The 24,612-nt window shown below is 38.9% G+C and carries 22 protein-coding genes; 14 read left to right on the top strand and 8 right to left on the bottom strand.

From position 1 onward, the window contains the following. The first annotated feature begins 25 nt into the window (after window positions 1-25). Both CH364_RS00255 and CH364_RS00260 read left to right on the top strand, forming a co-directional pair. Window positions 26-736, top strand: a complete 711-nt coding sequence (locus CH364_RS00255) for a hypothetical protein (RefSeq protein WP_100741645.1) — start codon at window positions 26-28, stop codon at window positions 734-736. Beyond that, window positions 736-1,893, top strand: coding sequence for an LIC10486 family protein (locus CH364_RS00260; protein WP_100741646.1), 1,158 nt, complete (start codon window positions 736-738; stop codon window positions 1,891-1,893). The genes CH364_RS00255 and CH364_RS00260 overlap by 1 nt, the downstream gene beginning before the upstream one ends. Before the next feature lie 6 nt (window positions 1,894-1,899). Here the strand turns inward: CH364_RS00260 and leuS are convergent, their stop codons facing one another. Further along, a complete protein-coding gene (gene leuS / locus CH364_RS00265; RefSeq protein ID WP_100741647.1) occupies window positions 1,900-4,503 on the bottom strand; it encodes a leucine--tRNA ligase in 2,604 nt (867 codons plus the stop codon). A gap of 553 nt (window positions 4,504-5,056) precedes the next feature. Between leuS and CH364_RS00275 the strand changes: the two genes are divergently transcribed. Together CH364_RS00275 and CH364_RS00280 are read left to right on the top strand one after the other, a co-directional pair. After that, window positions 5,057-5,833 (top strand): ABC transporter ATP-binding protein, encoded by a 777-nt coding sequence (locus CH364_RS00275; protein ID WP_100741648.1) that lies wholly within the window; start codon window positions 5,057-5,059, stop codon window positions 5,831-5,833. Continuing rightward, window positions 5,830-8,373 carry an ABC transporter permease gene (locus CH364_RS00280; RefSeq protein WP_100741649.1) on the top strand — a complete coding sequence of 848 codons (2,544 nt, stop codon included), beginning with the start codon at window positions 5,830-5,832 and terminating at the stop codon, window positions 8,371-8,373. Before CH364_RS00275 ends, CH364_RS00280 begins: the two co-directional genes overlap by 4 nt. Window positions 8,374-8,460: 87 nt before the next feature. Here CH364_RS00280 and fcpA read toward each other — a convergent pair whose 3' ends face one another. Then, window positions 8,461-9,363 carry a flagellar coiling protein FcpA gene (fcpA, locus tag CH364_RS00285; RefSeq protein ID WP_100741650.1) on the bottom strand — a complete coding sequence of 301 codons (903 nt, stop codon included), beginning with the start codon at window positions 9,361-9,363 and terminating at the stop codon, window positions 8,461-8,463. 233 nt (window positions 9,364-9,596) lie between these two features. Here fcpA and CH364_RS00290 point away from each other — a divergent pair, with 233 nt between their 5' ends. Genes CH364_RS00290 through panB form a run of 3 tightly spaced genes read left to right on the top strand, consistent with a single transcriptional unit; the run spans window position 9,597 to window position 11,719 of the window. Continuing rightward, window positions 9,597-10,460: an ATP-binding protein gene (locus CH364_RS00290; protein ID WP_165779464.1), complete on the top strand. Its 864-nt coding sequence runs from the start codon at window positions 9,597-9,599 to the stop codon at window positions 10,458-10,460. A 4-nt stretch (window positions 10,461-10,464) separates the two neighbouring features. Continuing rightward, on the top strand, window positions 10,465-10,938 hold the full coding sequence (gene folK, locus CH364_RS00295) for a 2-amino-4-hydroxy-6-hydroxymethyldihydropteridine diphosphokinase (protein ID WP_020776805.1): 474 nt from the start codon (window positions 10,465-10,467) through the stop codon (window positions 10,936-10,938). Beyond that, window positions 10,913-11,719 carry a 3-methyl-2-oxobutanoate hydroxymethyltransferase gene (gene panB / locus CH364_RS00300; RefSeq protein WP_100741652.1) on the top strand — a complete coding sequence of 269 codons (807 nt, stop codon included), beginning with the start codon at window positions 10,913-10,915 and terminating at the stop codon, window positions 11,717-11,719. Before folK ends, panB begins: the two co-directional genes overlap by 26 nt. Window positions 11,720-11,722: 3 nt before the next feature. Here panB and CH364_RS00305 read toward each other — a convergent pair whose 3' ends face one another. Genes CH364_RS00305 through CH364_RS18655 form a run of 4 tightly spaced genes read right to left on the bottom strand, consistent with a single transcriptional unit; the run spans window position 11,723 to window position 15,269 of the window. Further along, a complete protein-coding gene (locus CH364_RS00305) occupies window positions 11,723-12,772 on the bottom strand; it encodes a 3-deoxy-7-phosphoheptulonate synthase (protein ID WP_100741653.1) in 1,050 nt (349 codons plus the stop codon). Window positions 12,773-12,774: 2 nt separating this feature from the next. After that, complete coding sequence (locus tag CH364_RS00310) at window positions 12,775-13,116, bottom strand: rhodanese-like domain-containing protein (RefSeq protein ID WP_020776119.1); 342 nt, start codon at window positions 13,114-13,116, stop codon at window positions 12,775-12,777. Beyond that, window positions 13,116-15,056, bottom strand: a complete 1,941-nt coding sequence (locus CH364_RS00315; protein ID WP_100741654.1) for an ABC-F family ATP-binding cassette domain-containing protein — start codon at window positions 15,054-15,056, stop codon at window positions 13,116-13,118. The genes CH364_RS00310 and CH364_RS00315 overlap by 1 nt, the downstream gene beginning before the upstream one ends. Before the next feature lie 51 nt (window positions 15,057-15,107). Beyond that, window positions 15,108-15,269: a hypothetical protein gene (locus CH364_RS18655; RefSeq protein ID WP_165779465.1), complete on the bottom strand. Its 162-nt coding sequence runs from the start codon at window positions 15,267-15,269 to the stop codon at window positions 15,108-15,110. A 110-nt stretch (window positions 15,270-15,379) separates the two neighbouring features. Here CH364_RS18655 and CH364_RS00320 point away from each other — a divergent pair, with 110 nt between their 5' ends. Next, window positions 15,380-16,216: a YihY/virulence factor BrkB family protein gene (locus tag CH364_RS00320; RefSeq protein ID WP_100741655.1), complete on the top strand. Its 837-nt coding sequence runs from the start codon at window positions 15,380-15,382 to the stop codon at window positions 16,214-16,216. Here the strand turns inward: CH364_RS00320 and CH364_RS00325 are convergent. Then, the gene (locus CH364_RS00325; protein WP_100741656.1) at window positions 16,201-16,614 is read right to left on the bottom strand and encodes a hypothetical protein; all 414 of its coding nucleotides are present in this window, start codon (window positions 16,612-16,614) and stop codon (window positions 16,201-16,203) included. The two genes, CH364_RS00320 and CH364_RS00325, sit on opposite strands and share 16 nt — an antisense overlap. A 154-nt stretch (window positions 16,615-16,768) precedes the next feature. Between CH364_RS00325 and CH364_RS00330 the strand changes: the two genes are divergently transcribed. From CH364_RS00330 to CH364_RS00345, 4 genes are read left to right on the top strand one after another with little or no spacing between them, the layout of a single operon-like run. Beyond that, a complete protein-coding gene (locus CH364_RS00330) occupies window positions 16,769-17,209 on the top strand; it encodes a hypothetical protein (protein WP_100741657.1) in 441 nt (146 codons plus the stop codon). Continuing rightward, window positions 17,190-17,762 carry an LIC12231 family lipoprotein gene (locus tag CH364_RS00335; protein ID WP_100741658.1) on the top strand — a complete coding sequence of 191 codons (573 nt, stop codon included), beginning with the start codon at window positions 17,190-17,192 and terminating at the stop codon, window positions 17,760-17,762. Before CH364_RS00330 ends, CH364_RS00335 begins: the two co-directional genes overlap by 20 nt. A gap of 5 nt (window positions 17,763-17,767) precedes the next feature. Continuing rightward, window positions 17,768-18,703 (top strand): sulfite exporter TauE/SafE family protein, encoded by a 936-nt coding sequence (locus CH364_RS00340; protein ID WP_100741659.1) that lies wholly within the window; start codon window positions 17,768-17,770, stop codon window positions 18,701-18,703. 50 nt (window positions 18,704-18,753) lie between these two features. Continuing rightward, entirely contained in the window at window positions 18,754-19,554 is an 801-nt protein-coding gene (locus CH364_RS00345) for an EAL domain-containing protein (protein ID WP_207762194.1), read from the top strand. Here CH364_RS00345 and CH364_RS00350 read toward each other — a convergent pair. Continuing rightward, window positions 19,551-20,735 carry an Acg family FMN-binding oxidoreductase gene (locus CH364_RS00350; RefSeq protein WP_100741660.1) on the bottom strand — a complete coding sequence of 395 codons (1,185 nt, stop codon included), beginning with the start codon at window positions 20,733-20,735 and terminating at the stop codon, window positions 19,551-19,553. The two genes, CH364_RS00345 and CH364_RS00350, sit on opposite strands and share 4 nt — an antisense overlap. Before the next feature lie 51 nt (window positions 20,736-20,786). On the opposite strand from CH364_RS00350, the gene CH364_RS00355 reads away from it, so the two are divergent. Together CH364_RS00355 and CH364_RS00360 are read left to right on the top strand one after the other, a co-directional pair. Beyond that, window positions 20,787-21,461 carry a DsbA family oxidoreductase gene (locus tag CH364_RS00355; protein ID WP_100741661.1) on the top strand — a complete coding sequence of 225 codons (675 nt, stop codon included), beginning with the start codon at window positions 20,787-20,789 and terminating at the stop codon, window positions 21,459-21,461. Between the two features lie 63 nt (window positions 21,462-21,524). Further along, window positions 21,525-24,611: an efflux RND transporter permease subunit gene (locus tag CH364_RS00360; protein ID WP_100741662.1), complete on the top strand. Its 3,087-nt coding sequence runs from the start codon at window positions 21,525-21,527 to the stop codon at window positions 24,609-24,611. Window position 24,612 lies beyond the last annotated feature (1 nt).

Below are 24,612 nucleotides of genomic sequence, written 5' to 3' on the forward strand. Positions count from 1 at the left end.
TGGCAAATTTTTTCAGTTTACCAGTATGTCCCAAGAGATCCAACTAACTTCTCAGTTTTGCACTTCCGTGGATCGTGCAGTGGAGCTTGGTAAAAAGGTATCCATGATCACTTATGTGATGGGGGATATTGGTGAAGCCAAACTAAAGTACATTTTGTTTCGTATTTTGGGTTCTCTTGGTCGTGAAGATTTGATGGAACTCTTTTATACTGCTGCTAAGGAACTCATTGTCAATTCAACCAAAGCGGCAATCAAACGAATCATTTTTGAAGAACTCAAGCTCAACATTCAAAATTTGTTAGATTATGAAGAGGGAATGAAACTCTTTAAATCTAGTCTCAATGAAAGAAAGTTCCCTTCTTATAAAAAGAAAATGAGGGAATCAGGGCTTTTTGTAAAGATCACTTGTATTTACAAAAAAGATAAAATCGACCTAGAAATTAGAAATAATTTCCCTTTATTGCCAGTTGAGGCAGAACGAGTAAAAGAAAAGTTTATTAATGCTAAAAAATATGATAATCTATTCGAGTTCTTTATGGAACATGGTGATAGTACGGAAGGAGCGGGAATGGGAATCACAATGGTAGAAATATTGTTGTCTCAGTCTGGTTTTGATCGTCGATTGCTCTCTATATATTCATCTGAAAGGAAAAAGGAAACTGTTGCGCGTGTGGAAGTACATTTAAGTGGATTACCTAAATCAGCTGAGACACACGAACAATTGTTTGTAGAATAATGTCCGAATTAAATTCAAAAGCAGACCAACTCAAACGACAAGCAGACCTTATGGGTCTGACAAAAGAAGCCGTGTTTACGGATGAACAAGCCAAGGAAGTTCTTCAAGGCAAAATTACTGATGGTTATCTTGTAAAAGTGAAAATCGATTTGGACAGTTTGAACGGAATGGTTCTCATTCTTGTTTCCTCCATTCGAAAACATATCATGGAACTGTATGCTGTGGTTGGAACTTCACCAACTTTTCGTAGGATTCGAACTTTTGCGGACCATGTACAAATCTGTACTGACTTGGGAGATATTGGAAAAACGGGAGGTTACGATCCTGCTATTTCCGAAAACATAGGACGTGCAGTTCATAGAGCGTTCACCAAAGAGAAGTTAGAAGACCTCCTTCCTCTTTGGCAAAAAAAAGATCCATCTCATATCTCTGAGCTTTTGGAAAACCCAATCATTATGGCTACCAAGGGAAGGAATATTAAACTCCAAGCAGAAGTAGACAAACTTTCAACTGCAAAGTTTCGATATGAAAACCCAATGAAAGGTGTCATTTTGCCCATTCCGAAACCAGAAGATGAAGCTGCCTCTGCGCAAGAAGTTTCTGTTCCTGGAATCTCCACCGAACCAGTAAAAGGTGAGCTTTCTTCTTTAGAACGACAAATCGCACAATACAGATCATCCTTTCCTAAAGAATTAAATATGAAAACAGTCATTTCCCCCATCAATGGTGTGGAGTTTGATAATTTAGTCGAAGGAATGGAAATTCTTTTTCGAGTTCCCACAGAAACTCCGGAAGGACTAACTAACGCACAGATCCTCGGGTTAATAGATGAAGAAGGAAAAATTTCTAAAGAACCTGTGGTTGGAAAATTTCTTGGGATCGCCGGTAATAAATCAGAATATCATATTTTTGCCGAAGGCCCAAATCAGTATTTACTACACTCCATAGAAGAACATCCTGTAAAAGTTGCCATTCCAAAACCAGCAGGTATGACCAATGGGTCAAACAAAGGTGCGGGTCAAAATGCTAAGAAAAAAGTTGGAAATACACAGGCACAAGAATCAAAATCTTCTGGTGCCAACTTGTTTATGTTAATGGGTGCCTTTGTGACGATTGTTCTGATTGGAGTGTTGATATTTGTGATGGTGATCTTATAAAAAAGATCACCCAGCCACTACGATATTGACAAGTTTGCCTTTCACATAAATTTCTTTTTTGATTTCTTTGCCTTCCCAGAATGGTTTTGCTTTTTCCACGGCTTTGGCGAGATTCAATACTTCTTTTTCTTCTATGTCGCGAGGAGCAAGGAACTCTCCTCGCATCTTCCCATTCACTTGCACCACAATGGTAATATTGGCATCTACCAAATACTTCTCTTCCCATTTCGGATAAGGATGGTAAGCAAGTGATTCTTTATGACCAAGTTTGGCCCAAAGTTCTTCTGCTAAATGTGGTGCAAAAGGAGAAAGTGCGAGAACAAAAGGTTCAAAAACTTTTTTTGGTTTTCTAGGATTACTTGTGAATTCATTTACAAAGATCATCATTTGAGAGACAGCTGTGTTGAATGAAAAACTATCGATATCGTCTTTTACTTTTTTAATCGTACGATGAAGGGTTTTGAGCTCTGCTTCATTTGGTTCGATATCTTCGACAAAGAAGGATTCATTTTCACCGGAATGAAACAGCCTCCAAACTCGATTTAAAAATCGAAAGACTCCATCCACACCGTTTTTACTCCAAGGTTTGGACATCTCAAACGGACCCATAAACATTTCAAAAAGACGAAGTGTGTCGGCACCAAATTCTAAAACCACATCATCAGGATTAACGACGTTTCCACGAGACTTGGACATTTTTCCTTTGTCTTCACCAAGAATGAGTCCTTGGTGGACCAATTTTTGGAAAGGTTCTGGAGAAGAAACATGTCCCAAATCAAAAAGAATTTTATGCCAGAATCTGGAGTATAACAAGTGTAATACGGCATGTTCTGCCCCACCAACATATACTTCCACTGGCATCCAAGCTTTTTCGAGTTCTGGATCAATGAGTTTGTCGTTGTTTCTTGGATCGATATAACGGAGATAATAATAACAAGACCCAGCCCACTGCGGCATGGTATTGGTTTCTCTTTTTCCAACTTCGCCTGTTACTGGATCCGTATAAACAAGCCAATCCTTTGCTAAGGCAAGAGGAGATTCACCAGTTCCCGAAGGTTTGAATTCTTCTAAGTCAGGTAGTACTAAAGGAAGTTCTGAATCAGAAAGGGCTTTCGGAGTTCCATCAGCAAAGTGAACAAGGGGAATGGGTTCTCCCCAATACCTTTGTCTTGCAAAAAGCCAATCTCTGAGTTTGAATTGGATTTTTTTACGACCAATTCCCTTTCCTTCGGCCCAAGTGGACATGGTTTGGAAGGCATCTTTGTAAGATTTACCATCTAACTTAACTTCTGCGGAAGAAGAGTTAATACAAACAGAATCTTTTGAATCAAAAGCCAGGTTTGGTTCCATTTTTCCGTCGATGACTTGTTTGATAGGAAGTTGGAACTTCACAGCAAAATCATAGTCTCTTTGGTCATGGGCAGGAACGGCCATAATGGCACCAGTTCCATAAGAGATTAAAACATAATCGGAAATATAAATTGGAACTTTTACAGATGGATCCGTAGGCAAACTCGCATAAGATCCTGTAAAAACACCGGTTTTATCTTTATTCAGTTCGGTTCTTTCTAAATCACTTTTTAAAGAACAATCTTTTTGGTATTTTTCAACCGCAGATTTTTGTTCTGCCGTGGTAAGGTCTGCCACAAGTGGATGTTCTGGAGCAAGGACAAGGTAAGTGGCACCAAAAATCGTATCAGGTCTTGTTGTATAAACATTGATGTCTTTGGATAGAGAAGGAACAGGGAAACTAAGTTCCAATCCTTCGGATTTACCAATCCAATTTCTTTGCATTTCCAAAGTGGAAGTCGGCCATTCACATAGAGAAAGATCATTTAATAGACGTTCGGCGTAGGAAGTGATGCGCATCATGTATTGGCGCATGGGTTTTCTTTCTACAGAATACCCTTTGGAAGTCCATTCTTCCACTTCTTCGTTGGCAAGAACGGTTCCGAGGGCTTCACACCAGTTGACTGGGATATTGGCCTCATACACCAAGCGGAAGTGGGATAAAATATCTTCTTTTTCTTTGCGAGATTTGGACTTCCAATCTGCGGCTGAGAACTGAATTCCTTTCGGGAGTTCTTTTCCTTCAAAAAAACCAGAACCTTCTGATTCCAAAGTATTGATGAGGTCAACAATCGGGAGTGCTTTGTTTAACTTTCTGTCAAAATAGGAATTGTAAATTTGCAAAAAAATCCACTGGGTCCAACGGTAATAGTCTGGATGTGTAGTAGAGATTTCTCTTTCCCAATCGTAAGAAAGCCCAAGGCTTTTGATTTGGCGACGAAAGGTATCAATATTGTTCTTAGTTGTGGTGCGAGGGTGGATCCCTGTGGTCATCGCATATCGTTCTGCGGGTAAACCAAATGCGTCCCATCCCATGGGATGAAGGACTTCAAATCCTTCCATTCTTTTGAGTCGTGAAATGATGTCGGTGGCAGTGTATCCCTCTGGGTGGCCTACGTGAAGGCCAGCGCCACTTGGGTAGGGAAACATGTCTAAACAATAGTATTTAGGTTTGGTTGAGTGTGCGTTTGTGCGAAAGGTCTGGTGGTCGTCCCAGTGTTTTTGCCATTTTTGTTCAATATCTTGGAATGGATAATTCATCGACTAACGTAGAGAAAGTGTAGTAATTCTACTTTCTCACGGAGTCGATGATTTTTACAAGCTTTTTGAAACTCTTGGAGAGACAAACTTTACAGAGATTGTATTGATAAAGGTTTGTGACGGATCCGCATTCCGCACAAGGTTTAAGATTGTTGATTTTCACATTCATAAAGTCTGCAGTATTTATCTTTGTATTGCATTCGAGCATTCTATATTTACCTGTATGAGTCCGCTTATCGACAGTGCTGTTCATAACTCCCGAAAAATCCCAAAAAAGGGGATCGGGCAAACACTACGATGAAGTTACTTTATATGAAACCAGCCCTTTGGGGTCAAAAAAAATTAGGATGTACGCTCAAAAAGATAAGTAAAAATTTGTCAGAATTTTTTCGAATCGGTGCAATATAGTTGGAACGAAAATGAAAATTAAAAAAAATATAACTGTTATGGAAAAAATTGAAAAATCGTTGTTAGGCGGTATTTTTTCTAATAAATGCCCGTTATTAGTCATGTCTTTTTTGTTAGGTGATAAAATCTTTGGGGGAAAAACCTAGTGTTGGAATTTAAAAATGTGTTTAAGTCATTTCATAATGAATCGGAAACGATTGATGTGTTGAAAAATATTTCATTTCGCATTGAAACGGGTGAATTTGTAGCGATTATAGGCCCATCTGGCTCAGGCAAATCAACACTACTTGGTGTAGCGGCCGGTCTAGATAAACCTGATATTGGGGTTGTAGCACTGGATGGAACCGATTTAACAAAGGAAAATGAATCTAATTTAGCTGATTTACGTGCAGATAGGATAGGTTTTATCTTTCAAAACTTCCAATTACTCCCTGGACTCAATGCCATTGAGAATGTAGGGATTCCATTGTACTTAAAATCATCTCTATCAGAAGCTGAAATTTTAAAAAAATCTGAAAAAATTTTAGAATCTGTGTCTATGTCTCACAGAGCCACTCACTTCCCAAAACAGTTGTCAGGTGGTGAAGAGCAAAGAATTGCCATTGCGAGAAGTTTTGTGAACGATCCAAAAATCATCTTTGCTGATGAACCAACTGCCAATTTAGATTTTAAAAATAGCAAAACGGTTTTGGATCTTTTGTTGTACAGAAACAAAGAACAAGGCACCACTCTTGTTGTGGTCACTCATGATCCAGATGTGGCAAAACTAGCAGATCGTGTTTTAGAAATGAAAGATGGGGAAATTATTTCGGATTCTAGGAATAAAAAACAATCTACTTCCAGTTCTTCCAAAAACCTGACTGCAAAAAAGACCACCAAACAAAAGAAAACGACTAATGGTTCTAAGCAGGTCAGTCGATGAAGACATCCCTTTTTCGATTTTATCTAAAACGTGAGCTTTTTTCTAGGTTTCGGTATTCACTTCTCATTGTTGTTTCTATTACTCTTGGCGTGGGTTCGGTGATTGGAATCCATTCCTACAAAGACAATACGGCAAATGCAATCAAACGAGAGGCAAAATCGATTATGGGGGCGGATATTGCCCTGCAATCCCCTCAAGAAATCACAAAAACAGCTGAAAAATTGGTCAAAACAAGCCTTCCGGAGGGCTCAGAAACCAGCGCTTCCATCCAGTTTTTATCCATGATTTCTAATGAATCGGGGGAAGAAAACTCGCTTAGTTTTATCAAAGCAGTCGAAACCAACTATCCTTTTTACGGGGAAATGAAGACAGAACCAGAAGATGCTTACCACAATTTAAAACCAAACCAAGTTTTACTCGATAAGTCGCTCGTAGAAAACTTAAAACTAAAAATCGGCAATCGAGTCCGTTTGGGTGATAGTTTACTTGTGTTAGCTGGTATTGTGGTAAAAGAACCAGGAGCTGTGGGATCATTTGTAGGATCGGCTCCAGGATCCATCATTTTAAGAGATACTGCAAACCAAACGGGGCTTGTCCAAAGAGGAAGTCGAATTCGTTATACCATTTATGCGAAATTTCCAGAAACTGTAGACAGTTTGGTTTGGAAGGACAAAGAGTTTGAAGCACTCATCAAAGAAGATTTAACTATTTATCACAATACAGAAGTTAATTCAGGATCCCAACAGTTTATCAAAAACACTTTTGATTATATGGCACTTCTCGCTTTAGCAGGATTTTTTTTAGGAGCCATATCTGTTTATACAGCCGTAAGAACTAGGTTACTTGAAAAACGAAACGAAATCGCCATCCTTATGTGTCTTGGTGCCAAACCGAATGTGATTTTACTTTTGGTTTTTGCTGAGATATTCATTTTATCAATCTTCGGAACCACTCTTGGTCTTGTCCTTGGCTATGGGATCCAATCGGTACTACCGGATATCAGTGGTCTGATGTCTGTCGAGGAAGGAATTGTATTTGGATTTTCTTTTTCTTCCATACTTTGGAGTTTGGTGTTGGGAGTGATCCTTCCACTTCTTATCTCCATTCCTCTCGTTTTAGAAACAAGATCTGTCAAACCGCTTGCTGCTTTAAAAGAAGTAGAATCACAAACCAGCGGAAAACTTTCCACATCCAAATGGCAATTTGGATCTTTCCTTTTGATTTACATTTTGTTTACCAGCCTTGCTGTTCTCGAAACAGAAAGTATTTTCAAAGGAATCCTATTTACATTGGTTTTATTAACCTTACCCATTCTAGTGTACGGATTGTACATTTTCCTTGGACTACTTATCGCAAAAGTATCCAAACTAGGATGGTTATCCAAAGAATGGAGCCTTGTGACAAAAAAAGTCACACGTAAATCAGGAGCCCTTCGCCTATCCATCATTGGACTTGGATCAGCACTGTTTATCCTCACCTTATCACTGATTTTACAAGAGAGTTTACTGGAACTAAGCGGTGCTCGTGAGATTGAACGTAGGCCCAATATGTTTCTTCTCGACATCAGGGAAACACAGAAAGAGGACCTGCTAACTGCCATTAAAACTTTTCCAGTGGAAAAACAATATTTGGCTCCCGTGATTGGCGCAAGGCTTTCCAAAGTGAATGGCGAACCCATCAAAAAAGAAGATACGATCAAAAACGCAATGGATCGGAATTGGCGGGCTACTGCAAGAACCCGAGAATACTTTTTATCCTACCGAGATGAGTTGTATGATACAGAAGAAGTGACCAAAGGTTCGTGGTGGGACGAATCGGGACGAAATGAAATCTCCGTGGAAAGGGATTTTGCAGGTTATTTGCAGGCAGGAGTGGGTGATGAACTTACTTTCAATGTCCAAGGGCGTGAAGTTTCTGGAAAAATTTCTAACTTACGTTCGGTGAACTGGGCGGATATGAAACCAAATTTTGTGGTTCTATTTTCCAAGGGAATTTTGGAAAATGCTCCCCGGTTTTATATTGTTTCCTTACTCATTGATTCTGGAGAAAGTCGATACCAATTACAAAAGGTAATCGTGAATCGTTTTCCGAACATTACCGTAATCGACACAGAAAAAACCATCCAAGCCTTTATGGGAATTTTAGAAAAGGTGACACAGATGATGGCTTTGATGACTGCTTTTATCTTAGCAGCTTCTTTTGTTCTCGTATTTACAACGTTATATGCCAGCCAATCCGAAAGGAAAAGGGAATTCGCACTCTTACGAGTGATTGGTGCCAACAGTCGTTTTATGGTAAAACATTTTCTTCGCGAAGCATTGCTTGTTTCTGTGATTTCGTTTTTACTGGGACTTGTTTATTCTGTTGTTTCCAACGAAGTTCTAAACCGTTCCGTTTTGGAACTCAGAAGTGTTTATCCTTATGGACAACTATGTTTAGTGTTTTTAGGAATCTGTTTGGTGACTGTGAGTTTGTATGCTTTAGGACTATTTAGTTTCTTTCGAATGCCAACGAAAACGGTGCTTAAGGAAATTAAATAGAAGGAAATTGGAAAATCAATTTTAATCCAAACAAAAAAGCCCGGGGTTGTAAGCCGGGCTTTCTCATTGAAAGAGATGTTTTCGGGATTATTGTGCTACCGAAATAACCTCATCTCGGTTGATTACGTTAACAATATGTTTGTATTCAGGAGAATCTTTTCCATATTTTAACTCAGTGGCACGTAGTAAGTGAACGTTCTTTTTGTAACGATACTTGAAGAGCATATCATCTGGACCTTTTGTCTTTTTGATCATGTTTTCTTCAAAGCTATAAGCACTTGCAAGATACTTGTGAGCAGGATATTCTTTTTCGTTATCATCGATTTCGATGTAAAGTTCAAGAATTGGGATGGTTTGAGGAAGATTTTGAAGGTCATACTCAGCCATAATCCATGAACGATAAACGTCAGAAAGAAGTCTTTTGAACTCAGGTCTTTCTCTTAAGTCAGGGTTTTTAATTTCATCAAGGTGATTGATCGCCTTAGAGAAGTAATTGAGAGCGTCTTGTTTCGCTTTCATTTTTTCACGGTAAACAACTCGTTCTTCTCTAGATTTACGATCTACTTTTTGCCAGTACCATTTTTCATCTAAGCGTTTTTTCTCAGCTTCTTCTTTGCGGTACTGTTCCACCCAATCTCTATTTTTCATCACAGTGTTAACACCGGATTGGTAGTTGGAAAGAGCCAAACGGAATTGGTTGTTGGCGAAAGTTTTAGAAAGTTGGTGTAACTCTTGGAAAGTTTTGTTATACCCTTTAAAATCAGGATTCTTCCAAAGAGATTCCTGTTCCATAATTTCTTTCTTTCTCTTTTTTTGGTCTTCGGTAAGTTCCGCATCGTCATTCTCAGGAACGAGTTCGCCTTTGAGAAGTTCGTCGACTTGGTCTTTAGCCGCTTGGCTATCTTGAGCGTTCGCAGGCTGAGTTTGTGCGAAAAGCACACTGAAGCCGGACACCAGTTGGAGAATAAGGAGATACTTAATAATCTTCATAGTCGTGTGACCCTTTTGTCTCTTTCAATATTTTGAAGGAATAGGTTTATCTATTTCTTCAATGAAAGTATCGGAATGGCAAGAGTCAATAATAACGATTTAATGAGGAAAAAAACCTAATCATGAACTTTTTCTTCCGATTCTCTTTGATTTAAAGGGACATAAGTCCTGAAACTCCTAAAAAATCTCATTCCTTGACAGCTTAGAGAATTCGAGAAGATTGCTCCTTGGAGATGAATTTATCCGAAATTACTGCCATCCGGGACGGAAATCCACAGTGTAAAACCTGTGGCGGGGTTGGGATTACCTTGGCCGAACATGTTCGCGGCTCTCGTTCTGGTGCCCTTGTCCTTTGCCATTGTATCGGAAGCGACTGTAACACTTGTGAGTCGAAAGGGCAAGCCCCTTATATGACTTTTGATAGAAAGTTAGACAAAATGCTTCCTTGTGTTTGTCACAACGCACGGTTTTCCCTGCGAAATTGGGAGAATCTGGTCGAAAAAGCCAACATTCCTGCAAGGTACCGCTTCCAATTTTTGTCCAATATCGACATTGGTGACACAGCAAACGATCCCGATATGTCCTTTATTATTGCTCACGACTGGGCAAACGAACTCGTTCATAAATTTAAGAACGCAGATTTTTCGCCGCAAGGGTTTTATCTTTGGGGTGGGACTGGGTCAGGAAAAACCTTACTCGCTTGTGTCATTTTGAACGAACTTATTTTTCGTTATGGGATTACATGCAAATACGCTAAAGTGAATAAGGATTTTTTGTCAGCCATTCGCGATACATACCAATCAGATAGCGAAACTCACGGACAAGAACGTTCCATCGAAAGAGAATTTGCGAATGTAGATGTACTTGTGATTGATGACTTTGGTGTACAAAAAGAATCCGAATTCAACAATCGAAAGTTATACGATCTGATTGATAGTCGTTATGAACAAGAAAAACTCACGCTTCTCACATCCAATCATTCACTAGTCGAGTGGAGAGATCGTGGTCAAGGTCGCATTTATTCCAGGCTCATGGAAATGACCAAAGAAATTGAACTCAAATGTCCCGATTATCGCACTAAGTTTGTAAAGAGGTAAGATTATGAAATATTCCAACATTGCCTTTTTGTCTCTGGGTTCCAACATCGGTGACAGACACCATTTTATGGACCAGGCAATTTGGGAAATTTCTACCTTACCTGAAGTGCAAATTTTAAAACAATCGGAGCGGTTGGAAACAGCTCCACTGGAAAATACAAACCAACCTTACTTTCTAAACCAAATTTTAAAAGTGATGGTATCGTCTGCTTTCACTCTCCCTTGTTTACTGGATTCCCTCCAAGCGATTGAAGACAAACTCGGCCGTAAACGTAGGTCTTGGAAGGGCCCAAGAGAAATTGATATTGATATTCTTACATATGAAGCCGTAGTGATGAAAACAGATTTTTTACACCTGCCTCACCATTCGCTTTATTCAAGACCTTTCATCAAACAGCTATTAACCGATATGGGAGAAATTGGAGTGTATGCACTCTTTTTGGAACTAAACCATGAAAAACATTATTCTACAGTATAAAAAAAAATACGATGCGGGAGAACCCATCTCTGTCGTCACTTGTTACGATTATACCTTTGCTACTCTTTTTAATAGAACAGAAGTGGATTGCCTCCTTGTGGGTGATTCACTCGGAATGGTGATCCAAGGAAATCATTCTACACTACCTGTTACTTTAGATGAAATCATCTACCATACAAAAGCTGTGTGTAAGGGAGCTCCCGACAAAACCATTGTTGCCGATTTACCGTTTTTATCTTACCAAACATCTATTGAAGAAGGGATTCGTTCTGCTGGCCGTGTGCTCAAAGAAACCAATGCTTCTTGTGTAAAACTGGAAGGGGATTCTGAATTTATTATCGAACTCACAAAACGAATGACCGAATCAGGAATTCCTGTGTTTGCTCATTTGGGTCTCACTCCGCAATCAGTTCACACTCTTGGTGGTCATCGTGTCCAAGGAAAAACGGAAGCAGCTCGATCCAAAATGGTTCGTAAAGCCAGAGAACTTTCGGAAGCCGGCGCCTTTGCCTTGTTACTCGAAATGGTTCCCGAATCTCTCGGAAAAGAAATCACAGAATCCATTCGGATTCCGACGATTGGGATTGGTGCGGGAAAGTATACTTCGGGCCAAGTGCTTGTGATGCAAGATTTACTCGGACTCAATGAAGACTTTCATCCTAAGTTTTTGAAGAAATTTGGGAATCTTAGCGGGGCGGTAAAGGATGCGGTGAATCTGTACCACCGCGAAGTTTCGAAACGAGAGTATCCATCGGAAGCTCACGCTTTTTTAGATACTTAAACTTTATTTTCTCTTTCTTGCCGCTTCGGCCAATCTCTCGAACATAGGGACGGTTGTTTCCCAAGAAACACAAGCATCTGTAATGGACTGTCCATAAGTCAGAGGTTTGGCATCAATCGATTGGTTTCCCTCTTTCAAATGACTTTCAATCATTACACCTAGGATATGTGTGCTGCCTTTTGCAAATTGTTCTGCTACTGCATCAATCACCGCAGGTTGTTTACGAAAGTCCTTTTGGCTATTTCCATGAGAACAATCGATCATCACTTTGGGTGGAAGGCCTGCTTTTTCAATTTGTGAGCCCACTTCATTGACAGACGCCTCATCAAAGTTAGGTCCTTTGTTTCCTCCACGTAAAATGACGTGAGTGTCTTTGTTTCCAGCAGTTCTAAAGATGGCACTACTACCTTGGTTGGTCACAGAGAGAAAATGATGGCTAGAACTTGCTGAACGAATGGCATCCACTGCAATTTGTACATTTCCATCAGTTCCATTTTTAAAACCGATAGGTGCTGAAAGACCTGATGCTAGTTCCCTGTGGACTTGGCTTTCTGTGGTTCTCGCACCGATGGCACCCCAAGCAACTAAGTCTGCAATGTACTGAGGAGAAATCACATCTAAAAATTCTGTTCCGCAAGGGATTCCCATATTATTGAGGTCTAACAGAAGTTTGCGTGCAAGTTGTAAACCTTTGTTGATATGAAAAGATCCATCTAAATCGGGATCGTTGATAAGTCCCTTCCAACCCACAGTGGTTCTTGGTTTTTCAAAATAAACTCGCATTACAATGAGAAGTTCGTTTTTAAACTCTTCAATTTTTGGTTTGAGTTTGGATGCATATTCCATCACGGCACCAATGTCGTGAACAGAACATGGACCTACGACAACTAACATACGTTTATTGTCTTTTCCATGGATGATATCAGAGATTTCACTTCTGGTACGTACTACCACTTCACAGGCCTGGTCTGTCAAAGGAAGTTCTTCCATAATGACAGATGGTGGGATGAGGTTGTGTTGTTCTAAAATTCTTAAATTGGCTGTAGGTTTCATAATTAATACTTTTGCATGGAAGGATCGACTAAATCGGAATAGGCTAGAGTTCCTCCGGCTACGTTTTTATAGGATTTAAATCCTGCTTGGGCTAAAATCCCACAGGCCATTCCTGACCTTCCCCCCGAACGACAATACACCAAAATTTCTTTGTCGATTTGGTTTTTGATTTCTTCGATCCGTGCGGCAAGTTCGCTTACGGGAATGAGTTTGTCTGTACCGGGAACCAGAGCAATTTGTTGTTCATTTGGGTTTCTTACATCCAATACAAAAAAATCATCTTTTCCTTCTGCACGTGCATCCAGACGTTTTTTAAAACTGACTACATCGATTTCCGGTACCATTATGTGACTCCGCCCATTTCCTCTAGTTCTATTGTAATAACCTCCCAACGTTTCGTGAGGAGGCTTATATCTCTTTTAATATCGTTATAAGTGTCCATTTCCAACTGAAAACTTCTGTTTTTAAAGAACTCTGGATCCTGTAAAAGTTCCTCTTTGTCCTTTTTATTTTTTTCCAGTCTTTCTATTTGGACTTCCAAATCGGAAATTTCTTTCTCTAATTTTTTTCGTTTGTTTTTGCTGCTTTGCGGATTTGCTTTTTTTTCTTCAAATTTAGATTTGCCAGCGGAATTTTGGGCCGGAGATTCCGTTTCATCTTCTTTATGGAACTTGAGGTAGTCGTCAAAACTACAATTTAGGTTTTGTAAAACCCCACCTGAGAGTTGGAAGGTGCGGTTACAAAGTCCCTTCATAAAATCGGGATCGTGGCTAATGATGAGTAGGCTTCCTGGAAAATCAATAAGAGCCCGTTTGACTGCTTCTCGAATCACGATATCTAAGTGGTTTGTAGGTTCATCTAAAAATAAACAATTGGAAGGGTGGTTGACAAGGAGTGCCAATCGGAGGCGGCTTTGTTCTCCACCAGACAAGTGTTTTACTGATTTAAAAACTCCATCTCCTGGAAAGGCAAAATGTCCAAGAAGGGTCCTTGCTTTTTCTTCGCTGAGTTCGGGGTATTTTTTAATTACTGTTTCAACAAGGTTCAGGCCTTCATCTAAATCTTCTCCATGAGTTTGGGAAAAGTAACCCAGTTTGGTTTTTGGGCCATAATAGAGAGAACCTGAATCCAACTTATGCCTTTCTAAAAGACAACGCATAAGAGTTGATTTCCCGGCTCCATTCGGGCCAACGAGCGCCACTTTGTCGCCTGCGGAAATTTCAATTTCGGCGTTTTCAAAAATAGTTTTTTTCACACCCGTATTTTTATCAGGATAGGAAAAGGAGGCATTTTCTAAGCGTAGGATGATATTACTCGATGGAAGGAATTGGAATTGGTAATCGGGTTTTTGGTTCCAAAAGGATTCTTCTGGATTGTCTACCTTATCTCTTTTTTCCAATCGTTTGATTACCGATTGGACTTGTCTTGCTTTGGTCGCTTGGGCACGGAATCGTTCCACCCATTCCATTCGGCTTTTTAGATAACTTTCTTCTTTTGCGAATTGGGCTTTGAGTTGTTCTTGGATTTCATTTTTGGCTTCAAAAAATTCTTCCAAACTTCCTTGGAATTCAAACGTTCCATGGGGATTGATTTCAATGATCGTATCAACCGTTTGGTTTAAAAATTCAGGATCATGAGTTACAAGAACAAAGGCTTGGTTTTGGGAAACTAAAAAGTCAGCTAACCAAGATTTGGTTTTATCATCCAAATGGTTTGTAGGTTCATCGAGTAATAATAAATTATGTGGGTTGAGAAGGGCAATGGCAAGACCAATGCGGTGGTGGTAACCCGGTGAAAATTCTTTGGTTTTACGAAGGAAGTCGGCTGTAGAAAATCCCAGGCCTGAAAGAATTTTTTTCGCACGAGCTTCTAGACCGTGTAAGTCGTGTAAGTGGGCAAATTCTTCTAAATCACTTTGATCGTGAAGTAAATCTTCAAATGCAGGATCATCGTGATTGATCGTTTCGAATTTGGATTCGATGAGTTTTCTTTTTCCATCATACTCGGCATAGAGTTTGTTCTCATCGAGGACTGTATCTATGACAGAAGTGTCCGGGCTAAATTCGGGGATCTGTTGAAAAAGGGAAAGGACGGTATTTTTGGAACGAATGACTTCCCCGGATTCGGGTTTCATCTTTCCTGCGGCCATTTGAAAGAGAGTGGTTTTTCCGGATCCGTTAGGCCCGACAATCGCAACGCGACAACCTGGTTTGATATGCCAGCTGAATCCCTCAAAAAGGACTTTGGGACCGAAATGTTGGTGGATTTGGATGAATTGGATCAAAGCGCTTTGCGAAAACCCGCCGTAAGGCGGGGAATTTAGGAGGGACTAACCTTATTTCTTGGCTAGAAGTTCCGCCTTTCTTTCGCGAAGGTGTTTTACATAAAGGCTAGATTCGCCGTTCATGGTTTCCACTGATTTGCTGATGGCTGAGTCAATTTCTGCTACAGTCATTTTTGCGATTTTTTTGTTCTTCTTTTCTTTTTCTTCTGACATGGAAGTTTTCCCCTTTTAGGTACGTCACTGAGATTCTTCCAGAGTTTCCGCAAGTTGGGAGACTGCAAGAAAAATAAGACAAAAATACAGACAAGTTTCAAACTGACCGCATGAAACGACTCAGACGATTTTTCAGTGAAGTGTACTTGTACGATGTCCATGGCCTGGCTTCGGAACTTTCGTTTACTTTCCTTTTGACTCTCTTTCCACTTCTAGTTGTTTTTGTGACCTTACTTGGACTTTTACAAGACCCAAAAACCATCAATTTGATGACAGACCAAATAGGGAAATTTTTACCTGCACCAATCTTTCAACCCATAGATAAAAGTGTAGAAAATTTAACAAGAGTTAAGAGCTATAATGTGATTGCTCTGAGTATTGCGATTTCTTTTTTTTCCAGTTTGACTATCTTTGGAACTATTTCCAAAGCTCTTCGGTTTATTTCCCGGGACGAAACTAAGGTTGGTTTTATCGCATCCCAGTGGATCAATTTTCGATTGCTTGTGATTTCTTTATTATTACTTGTTTTATATTTTTATCTAACATTTGGACTTGTTGCTACAGAACGGTTTTTGTTTCAAAAGTTTCGGTTTGGGTTTTTCCGATACAATCCTTATCTTTCGGTATCACTGATTTCTTTACCGTATTGTATTGGATTGTTTACATTCTATTATGCTTATATTACAAAAGCGAAAACCACTTTAAAAGAAAATTTACCCGGTGCCATTTTGGCCTCACTACTGGTGCTAGGAATGAGTTTTGGATTTCAATGGTATCTCAAAATGAAAAACGTAGGTGTGAATTATTCATTAGCATATGATTTGATTTCAAAAATGGTAGTTCTGATGTTGTATACTTATATCAATTCTACCTTTTTTATTTGGGGTTTTTTATGGAACCAAGTCCTTGCGGATGATCGGAATAAAAAATCTCAATCTAAAAAATAATCAGGTTCTAAGATCCTTGGACAAAAGGAAATGATAATTCCAAAGTAGTGGCGTGCGAGTGAAAAAAAGAGCCACTCTCCACCGGAAGAGAGGATATCATCGGCATCAAGATCGGTGTATCCTTTTTTATGAAACAATTGATCCAAACTCCAGTTTTCTTCTCCTGGAATGACTTGGACTTTGAGATGTGCATAGAATTTATTTTCTAAACGATGGTAACGAAATACTAATGCTCTTCCACCTAACGGATTTCTGATGGTGAATGTGAGCCAGGTTGGGAAATCATTTTCTGGTTCCGAACTTAAATGGTAAAGCTCCCAACCTATATCTTTTGCATTTCCAAAAAATTCATGAAAGCTGGAAGTAAATGCAGATTGGTATTCGGCTGTGATCCCCATTTCTTTTTTGATAGAAATAAAACCCCTGTTTTATTGCAAATTTTATCTAGGTTTTTCTAACAAAGATTTAAAAGGTTTTTTTGAAAAAGAAAAACAAATTCCAGTTTCCCTAAGAATGAGACTGATTAGGATGGGGACTTGAGGTTTGTAACCTATGATTGAAACCATCAATATCAATTGGCCTAGCGGAGCCATCGATCCCGTCATTCATTGCCCTGCTTGCGGAAGTCTAGTCTTAAGTCCATTAGAAGAAGAAGGACCTGGTTGCCACCACATTCAGTTCATCATCGATAGTGAGTCTGGCGAATTTAACTACATCACAGAACCTTTTGATGAAATTTTAAAAGAATTTCGTAAACCGGATGTGGAAGAGTTTGATGAATGGGATGCCACAGAAGTCTTTTTAGAAGAAGCAGAATCAAATACTTTCTATGTAATGAATTTAATTTTGCCAAGTAATGTTTCCATTGAAGATGAACCTGTTTGTTTACGAATTGGATTTGAATTATTTTTTACTGAAGATCAAGAAGAATTGTACGAAGAATTAGAAAGAAGACATGATGAGGAAGGGTTACATGACCATAGCCAGAACTAAAGTTTTTAAAATTGGGTTATCCATATCTATTTATTTTGTTTTAACCAATTGTTTGATAAGTTATAAAGATCATCCTAAAATTCTCCCACTTCCTTCGGAAGAAAAAACCATAGATTCGAATTTTGTATATGCTCTTCCGACGTTTCCCCAAATGAATTTAGGTGGAAGGGAAGCTTTAAAAAACTATTTCCAAAACAAAACTCGTTTTAAAAACACAGTGGAAGGAGTGGATGTTCCTAAATCTGGTTATTTAGTGAATGTAAAGGTTAACTACCGTTCACCGTCTCCAGAAGCAACCGTGTTTCTTGGAATTTCCACTTTGACTGCAACACTCCTTCCTGCTTGGTCCACACAAGATGGTTATGATGTTCAGTATCTTCTTTATAAAGATGGAAAAAAAGTAGGAACCTATGAGTATCATATCTTTAGAAATTATGCTCAGTGGTTTCTCTTCATTCCTATTTCTTGGTACAATTTTGAAACTGCAACAGAAAGAGAAGTATTCGAAAGAACCACTCATAAGTTTTTTGAGGATGCCAAGGATCATTTTTAAAAACATTGGATTTCAACTTTCAAATTTATCATGACTTTGTCTGGGGATTTTGGCCTGGGATCATAGTTGTATTTGGAGTTGGGTTCTTTGTTGGTTATTTAGCATCGTTTTTAGGGCTCGGGGGTGGATTCATTTACACTCCCTTTTTTCATAGTTTTTTTCATTTAACGGCCGTTCAAGCAGTAGCCGTTTCTCTCGCACAGATGCCGATTTCTTCCCTTTCCGGTCTTGTTGTTTATTATAAAAATAATAAAATTAGATGGAAACAAGGGTTTCTTTTGCTTTGTACATCGATTCCAACAGCTCAATACACAGCATATAAGTTTGGAAGATTTGAAGATACCGAAATCGGTAAACAGTTGTTTTATGGGACTCCGTTTTCAGAGTTTATTTACCTGATCGTATTCACTGTTTTTTTAGGAATTCTTGCTATTTATAATATGATCACTGCCTTAAGGCGAAGAAGAAGATACTTCCAAACTTTAGAAGTTCGGTCACAAAATTTAAATTCCAATATTGCAACCGATTCGAAAACAAACGAAAACCAAATGGAGCCGTTTACCTATTCACCAAAATCTGCTATCATTGTTCTTCTTACTGGAATCTTTTTTGGATTGTTTTCTTCTTTATTTGGAATTGGGGGAGGTTTTTTGGCTGTTCCTCTGTTTGTGTATTATTTTCGTATGAGTCCTGTGGAAGCTGTGGCTACTTCGTTTTTAGGAATCTTTCTTACGTCCTTTGGAACGAGTGTTATGTTTTTTTTCCAAGGTAAATTACATTTGGAATTAGCACTCATTGGAAGTTTTGGTGGGATCTTTGGAGCCAGGATCGGTTCTTTAAAAGCAATCAATGCCAAACCTTACAGCATCTTGCTTGTAACAGCCACATTCCAATTCTTAGTTGTGATTTGGTATGTGATTGGCAAACTTCCTAAATTCTAATTGTCTAATTTCATTTTTTCTGTAATTTTCGTCTAAAAAGTAATTCACCTATGAAGCCTAAATTTCCTGAAGACCAACTCATTTCAACACCGTCAGGTAAAATTCCCAAGTTGTATAGTTGTACCGAGTGTCGTAATGGGGCAGGTTTAGATTTTTCTTTTACTATGGCCTTCCAACCTATTATTGATTGGAACCAAAAAACCATTTATTCCCATGAGGCACTTGTTCGCGGTACTAACGGTGAATCTGCCTATTCCATTCTTTCTAAAGTAAATTCAACTAACAGATACCAGTTTGACCAAGCCTGTCGAATCAAAGCAATCCAACTGGCAAGTCAGATTGGTATTCCTTCTTATTTGAATATTAACTTTTTACCAAATGCAGTTTACCAACCAGAGACTTGTATTCGTGCTACTCTCGAAGCAAGTAAAGAATACCAATTTCCTTTGAATCGATTGGTATTTGAGTTAACGGAAGGAGAAGAAGTGCAAGACCACGATCATATTATCAATATATTCAAAACTTATAAAGAATATGGATTTTTGACTGCCATTGATGATTTTGGATCTGGATACTCTGGACTCAATTTGTTGGCAAAATTCCAACCTGACCTCATTAAGTTAGATATGGAACTCATCCGAAACATCCAGTCCAATTCAGTGGCTCAAAAATTAACAAAGGCAATTGCTAATGTATGTCAGGAAATCGGAATCGCTGTGATTGCAGAAGGTGTTGAGACAATCGGTGAATTGAAAGTTTTGGTAGATATGGGAATTTCTCTCTACCAAGGATACTTGTTTTCCAAACCAGCATTTGAATCTGCTGGTGAAGTAGTTTTTCCTACTCTTTAAATTAGGAAACTACTTAATTCACGTCTAGGGGAATTGTATTCATACGAACTCCTACCCATCCTAGCGATCAACTGAATTTGATCTTTTGACTTTAGGCCAAGGATCGTTTTCAGTTGTTTGGTGAACTCTCTACTTTCTGGATAATCCTCCACCGATTGGTTCATGGTATGGAAGGCAAAATCTCGGACCGCCGATGCCAGACTCAACCGCATAAAATCTCTTCCTACTTCTATCCAAGTCCTTTCGTCATCAGAATTTTCTGTGATCAAAAAAACAAGAGCCTTAGAAGAATACACTTGCTTTTGAAACATTTGGATTCCTGCTTCTTTCGCCGATTCTGAATGCCATGTTTCTTTTGATAAATCTACAAAGAAGGTTTTGGCAAACCAAAGTTTGATTCCTGAAAGTCCATTTCCTTCTAATGTGAGTCCATCTCTTTTTTGGTAGATATCCTCTTTCGAAACTCGGAACCATTTTCGGTTCAGTTCATTGGAAATGGTGCGATTGGTTTCCATTGCGAAAGCTGCATCCAAAATGGGAAGTATGGATTCTAATTGTTTTGGATCATTCACAAAGAGTAATTTATGTTTGTTAGGCCCCATTAACATTTTTAAATCTTCTATTTCTTCTTTTGAAATGTAATCTCCAGAATATACAGACCTGTTCATTCTGCGGTTAGGGACACCTGCAAATAAAAAGTCGTGCACACATTTTGTTTTTGGGAAAATTTGGAATTTTGCCACTGGCAAAGTTGAAAAAGTTTTTGGTCCTGGTTTTCCAATTGGAAAGTATGCGATTTTCGTATCGAACATTAGTTTATCGGCTGTTAAATGAGCAAGCTCCAGAAAACAACCTTGTGTATGGAAAAATTGCCGGTTGAGCGAATCGATTTCGATAAGTTGTTTATCCCCATCACCAAAAAGTAAAAATTCCGAATCGGAAACCTTTCTAATTTTCCAAGGCTGTGAATTATGGGAGTTGGGAGCCAAAAGCGCTGTGATAAGGATCTGGTCCAGTGGTTTGGTCATTCCTAATGATTCTGCAAACCTTAGCGGATCTTCCCTATGAAGGTTCGAATCTTTATTACTGTATGCATATAAGGTTTTTTGAAGTGTGGAGAGAGAAACCAAGGCTCCAGTGGCAAAACTATTCATTAGAAATCTTTTTCTTGTGAGCTTCATTATTTTTCCATTTATGGTCTAGACCTTAATTGGATAGCCGTCTAATATAAAATGTCAACCAACTCTGAACCTTTTTCCATCGATATCGTCTCCGATGTAGCTTGTCCCTGGTGTTACGTAGGAAAAAAGAAACTGGAGTTGGCCCTACAAACGGTCGGAGATCAAATTAACCCCCAAGTCAAATGGAGGCCATTCCAACTTTCTCCAGAGATTCCTGAAGAAGGAATTGATTACAAAGAGCACCTAACACAAAAATTTGGAAGTTTGGATAGATTGGATGGTGCATGGCAACGGTTGACTGAAATCGGAAAATCAGTGGGAATTCCCTTTCGATTTGAAGACATCCCAAAAGCTACAAATACTCTCGTACTCCATGCACTTGTAGCAGGACTTTCAACTTTAGACGAACAAGCTCAGTTAGTAGATCGTTTTTTTGCGGCAAACTTTTCTGAAGGAAAAGACCTCACAGACAAAGAAATCATTTGGAAAGTCGCTGAACCATTGTACAAAGATCGATCTAAGTTTGATGCCATTTTCAATGACCCAGAACTCAAAGAGAATATTCGACAAGAAATTTTATATTACCATCAAAATGGAATCAGCGGAGTACCGTATTTTATTATTGGCGGAAAGTATGCAGTGAGTGGCGCGCAAGATACTTCGGTCTTTGTGGAAGTGATTGAAACTGTATTAAAAGAACGCGAATCAGAAAAACCAAGTCAATAAATTAACGTTTCATCTTGACCCAACATTCAATATTTTTAGATTGATTCTAACTGTAATTCATTTATGAAAAAAATCATTCATTTCTTCGTCTATAAACCATTAGTTGCTAATTTGGTTTTTATCTTTTTGTTCCTTGCTGGGATGATCTCAGTCCTTTCGATGAAACGAGAAGCTTTCCCTCGGGTGAACTTTCGCCAAGTCCGAGTTCTCACTGTCTATCCCGGTGCAAGCCCTGTGGATGTGGAAAAAAAAGTTACCATACCCATTGAAGAAAAGTTACGTGAAGTGGAAGGATTGGATTCCGTTCGTTCCATCTCTCGCAACTCAGAATCCGATATCAGCATTAAAATTGATTTAGAACACAATAACCCGGATGGTGTTGTGAACGATATCAGACGTGCCGTTGACCGTGTGACCAATTTACCAACGCAAGTCAAAGATCGACCAATTGTAACGGAACAGAAGAGTTCCAACTTTCCTGTGTTAGAGATAGCAATCCATGGTGCTATGGATGAAATGGAACTTCAGGAAATGGGTAGGTTCATCGAAGATGAAATGCGAAAGGTTTCTGGTGTTTCTCGTGTGGATGCTTTTGGAAAACGGAAAGAAGAGTGGCGTATTCGTGTGGATCCCGAATTAAAGAAACGATATACACTCGGTTTTTCTGATATCATCAATGCAATATCGAAACGAAATATCAGTGTTCCTGCCGGATCATTTTTACGACCGATCACCCAAGACATTCGTGTGACTGGTGAAATCAACGAAATCAATGATATTAAAAATATTCCCGTTCGTTCCAATGAAACTGGAAATACAATTCTTTTGTCTCAAGTTGCCAATGTAAAAGATACATATGAAAGGCCACGAGTAATAGCAGTTGTCAATGGCGAACCAGCTTACGTTTTACAAATCATTAAAAAAGATAGCGCTGACATCATTCGAACAGTGCAAGCTGTTCAGGAAAGAATTGCTGAATTAAAAAAGCAAATCCCCGCGAACATTCAGTTTACGGAATTAAACAACGAAGGGGCTCGTGCTATCAAACGATTGGATGTAGTGATCACCAATTCACTTCAAGGTTTGTTTTTGGTAGTAGTAGTGCTTATTCTCTTCTTTAGTTTTAAAGATTCATTACTCACAAGTCTTTCATTACCACTGACACTTTTTGCTACAACCATAGCATTTCCAATTTTTGATGTTTCTTTCAACTTAGTATCGATGCTTGGAATTATCATTTCGCTTGGTATGTTAGTTGATAATAGTATTATCATCTCTGAAAATATTTATAAACATAGATCTAGAAAAATTGATTCTAGAGAAGCTGCTGTTCTTGGTGCAAGTGAATTATTTGTTCCGATCATTGGTTCTTATCTCACTACTGTAGCGGCATTTTTACCTATGGCATTTATGTCTGGAATTATGGGTAAATTCATTTGGCAAATTCCATTTATGGTGATTGTAGCCTTGACTTTATCTTTGTTTGAATCTTTTTTATTACTTCCCGTTCGGTATGCGCAGTTTACTTCACATGAAGTCAAAAAACGTTCGAAACACCGGGAACGTTTTCGGTCCGTTTTAGAAAATGGTTTTGATTCATTAAAATCTGCATTCACTCGTTTTATTACAAAAGTTGTGAATCGCCCTTTTCTTACCTTAGGATCCATTCTCATTGTATTTTTATCTTCCTGCGGATTGGTGGGACTGATGAACTTCAATTTATTTCCAAAGGAAGGAATTGATTATGTGATGGTTCGAGCAGAATTCCCTCCTGACTTTTCTGCACAAGAGACCACAAAACAACTGCAATACTTTCAACCAATTTTAAATAAAATTCCTAAGAACGAAGTACAAAGTATCATTTTAAAAATTGGAATCCAACAAACGGATCCTACTGATCCATTAACGCGAATTGGTGAGCAGTTAGGAATGGCTCAGATCATTCTTGTTCCCGAAACAGAACGCAAACGAACTGCTCAAGAGATTTTTGGGGAGTTAGAACCTGATTTGAAAAAACTTCCAGGTGCGGTATCTGTCATGGTAGATTTAGTGGTCAACGGCCCACCGATTGGGGCAGCAGTGACTGTTGCGATTGAAGGTCGTGATTATAAAACGCTAAAACAAATCTCAAATGAGATGCAGGATTTTTTGCGGAAACAAGAGGGAGTCATCAATATTAACGATGATTACAAACCAGGTAGAGAAGAAATCCAAATTCGAATGAAGGATACTGCATCTGCCATCACAGGAATTGATACACAAATCACTGCTTATTATGTTCGAACAGCTATGGAAGGTCTTGAGGCATCTAACTTACGTAAAGGTAAGGATGAAGTAAAAATTGTCATACAGAATGATGATCAGTTTAGAGATGGAATGGAAGATTTGGATTCAATTCAAATATCTAATAAATTTGGTCTCCTAACACCGATTACAGCTGTTACCACAAAAACAACGGTCCAAGGAATTGAAGCGTTGTACCATAACGATTATGAAAAAGCAATTACTGTTCTTGCGGATGTAGATGAAGCCAAAACCAGTTCTTCAATAGTGAATGGGAAAATTGTGGATGAGTTTGGGAATATTGGTAAAAAGTATCCCGGTTATAAAATCAAATTTCGCGGGGAACAAGAAGAAACTGCCAAGTCGATGGTGTCTCTTTTGACTGCAGGTGTTCTTGCCTTTTTTGGAATTTTTGCCATCCTTGCAATCATCTTCAATAGTATTAAAAAACCTATCCTCATTTTACTCTCGATTCCATTAGGTTTTGTGGGAGTGGTATTTGGATTTTTGATTTCAGGAAAGGCATTAAGTTTCCTTGCGATGATTGGAATCATTGGTCTTGCAGGAGTGATTGTGAACGCATCCATCGTACTTGTGGATACCATCCAAGAATTCCAAGCCAAAGGAGAAGGGCTGTATGAATCTCTCATTACAGCTTCTGGTGAAAGATTTCGTCCCATTCTTGTGACAACCCTCACCACTATGGCAGGAATGATTCCGACTGCGTATGCTATCGGTGGATCAGATCCACTCCTCATTCCGATGACACTTTCTTTAGCATGGGGACTTGGATTTGGAACCTTTGGATCTTTAATCTTTATCCCCGCTAGTTTTTCCGCCTATTACAAACTTAAAAAACGAAAATAAG

Origin of the sequence: Leptospira harrisiae (assembly GCF_002811945.1) — a bacterium.
In the GTDB taxonomy this organism is placed as follows: Bacteria; Spirochaetota; Leptospiria; order Leptospirales; family Leptospiraceae; genus Leptospira_A; species Leptospira_A harrisiae.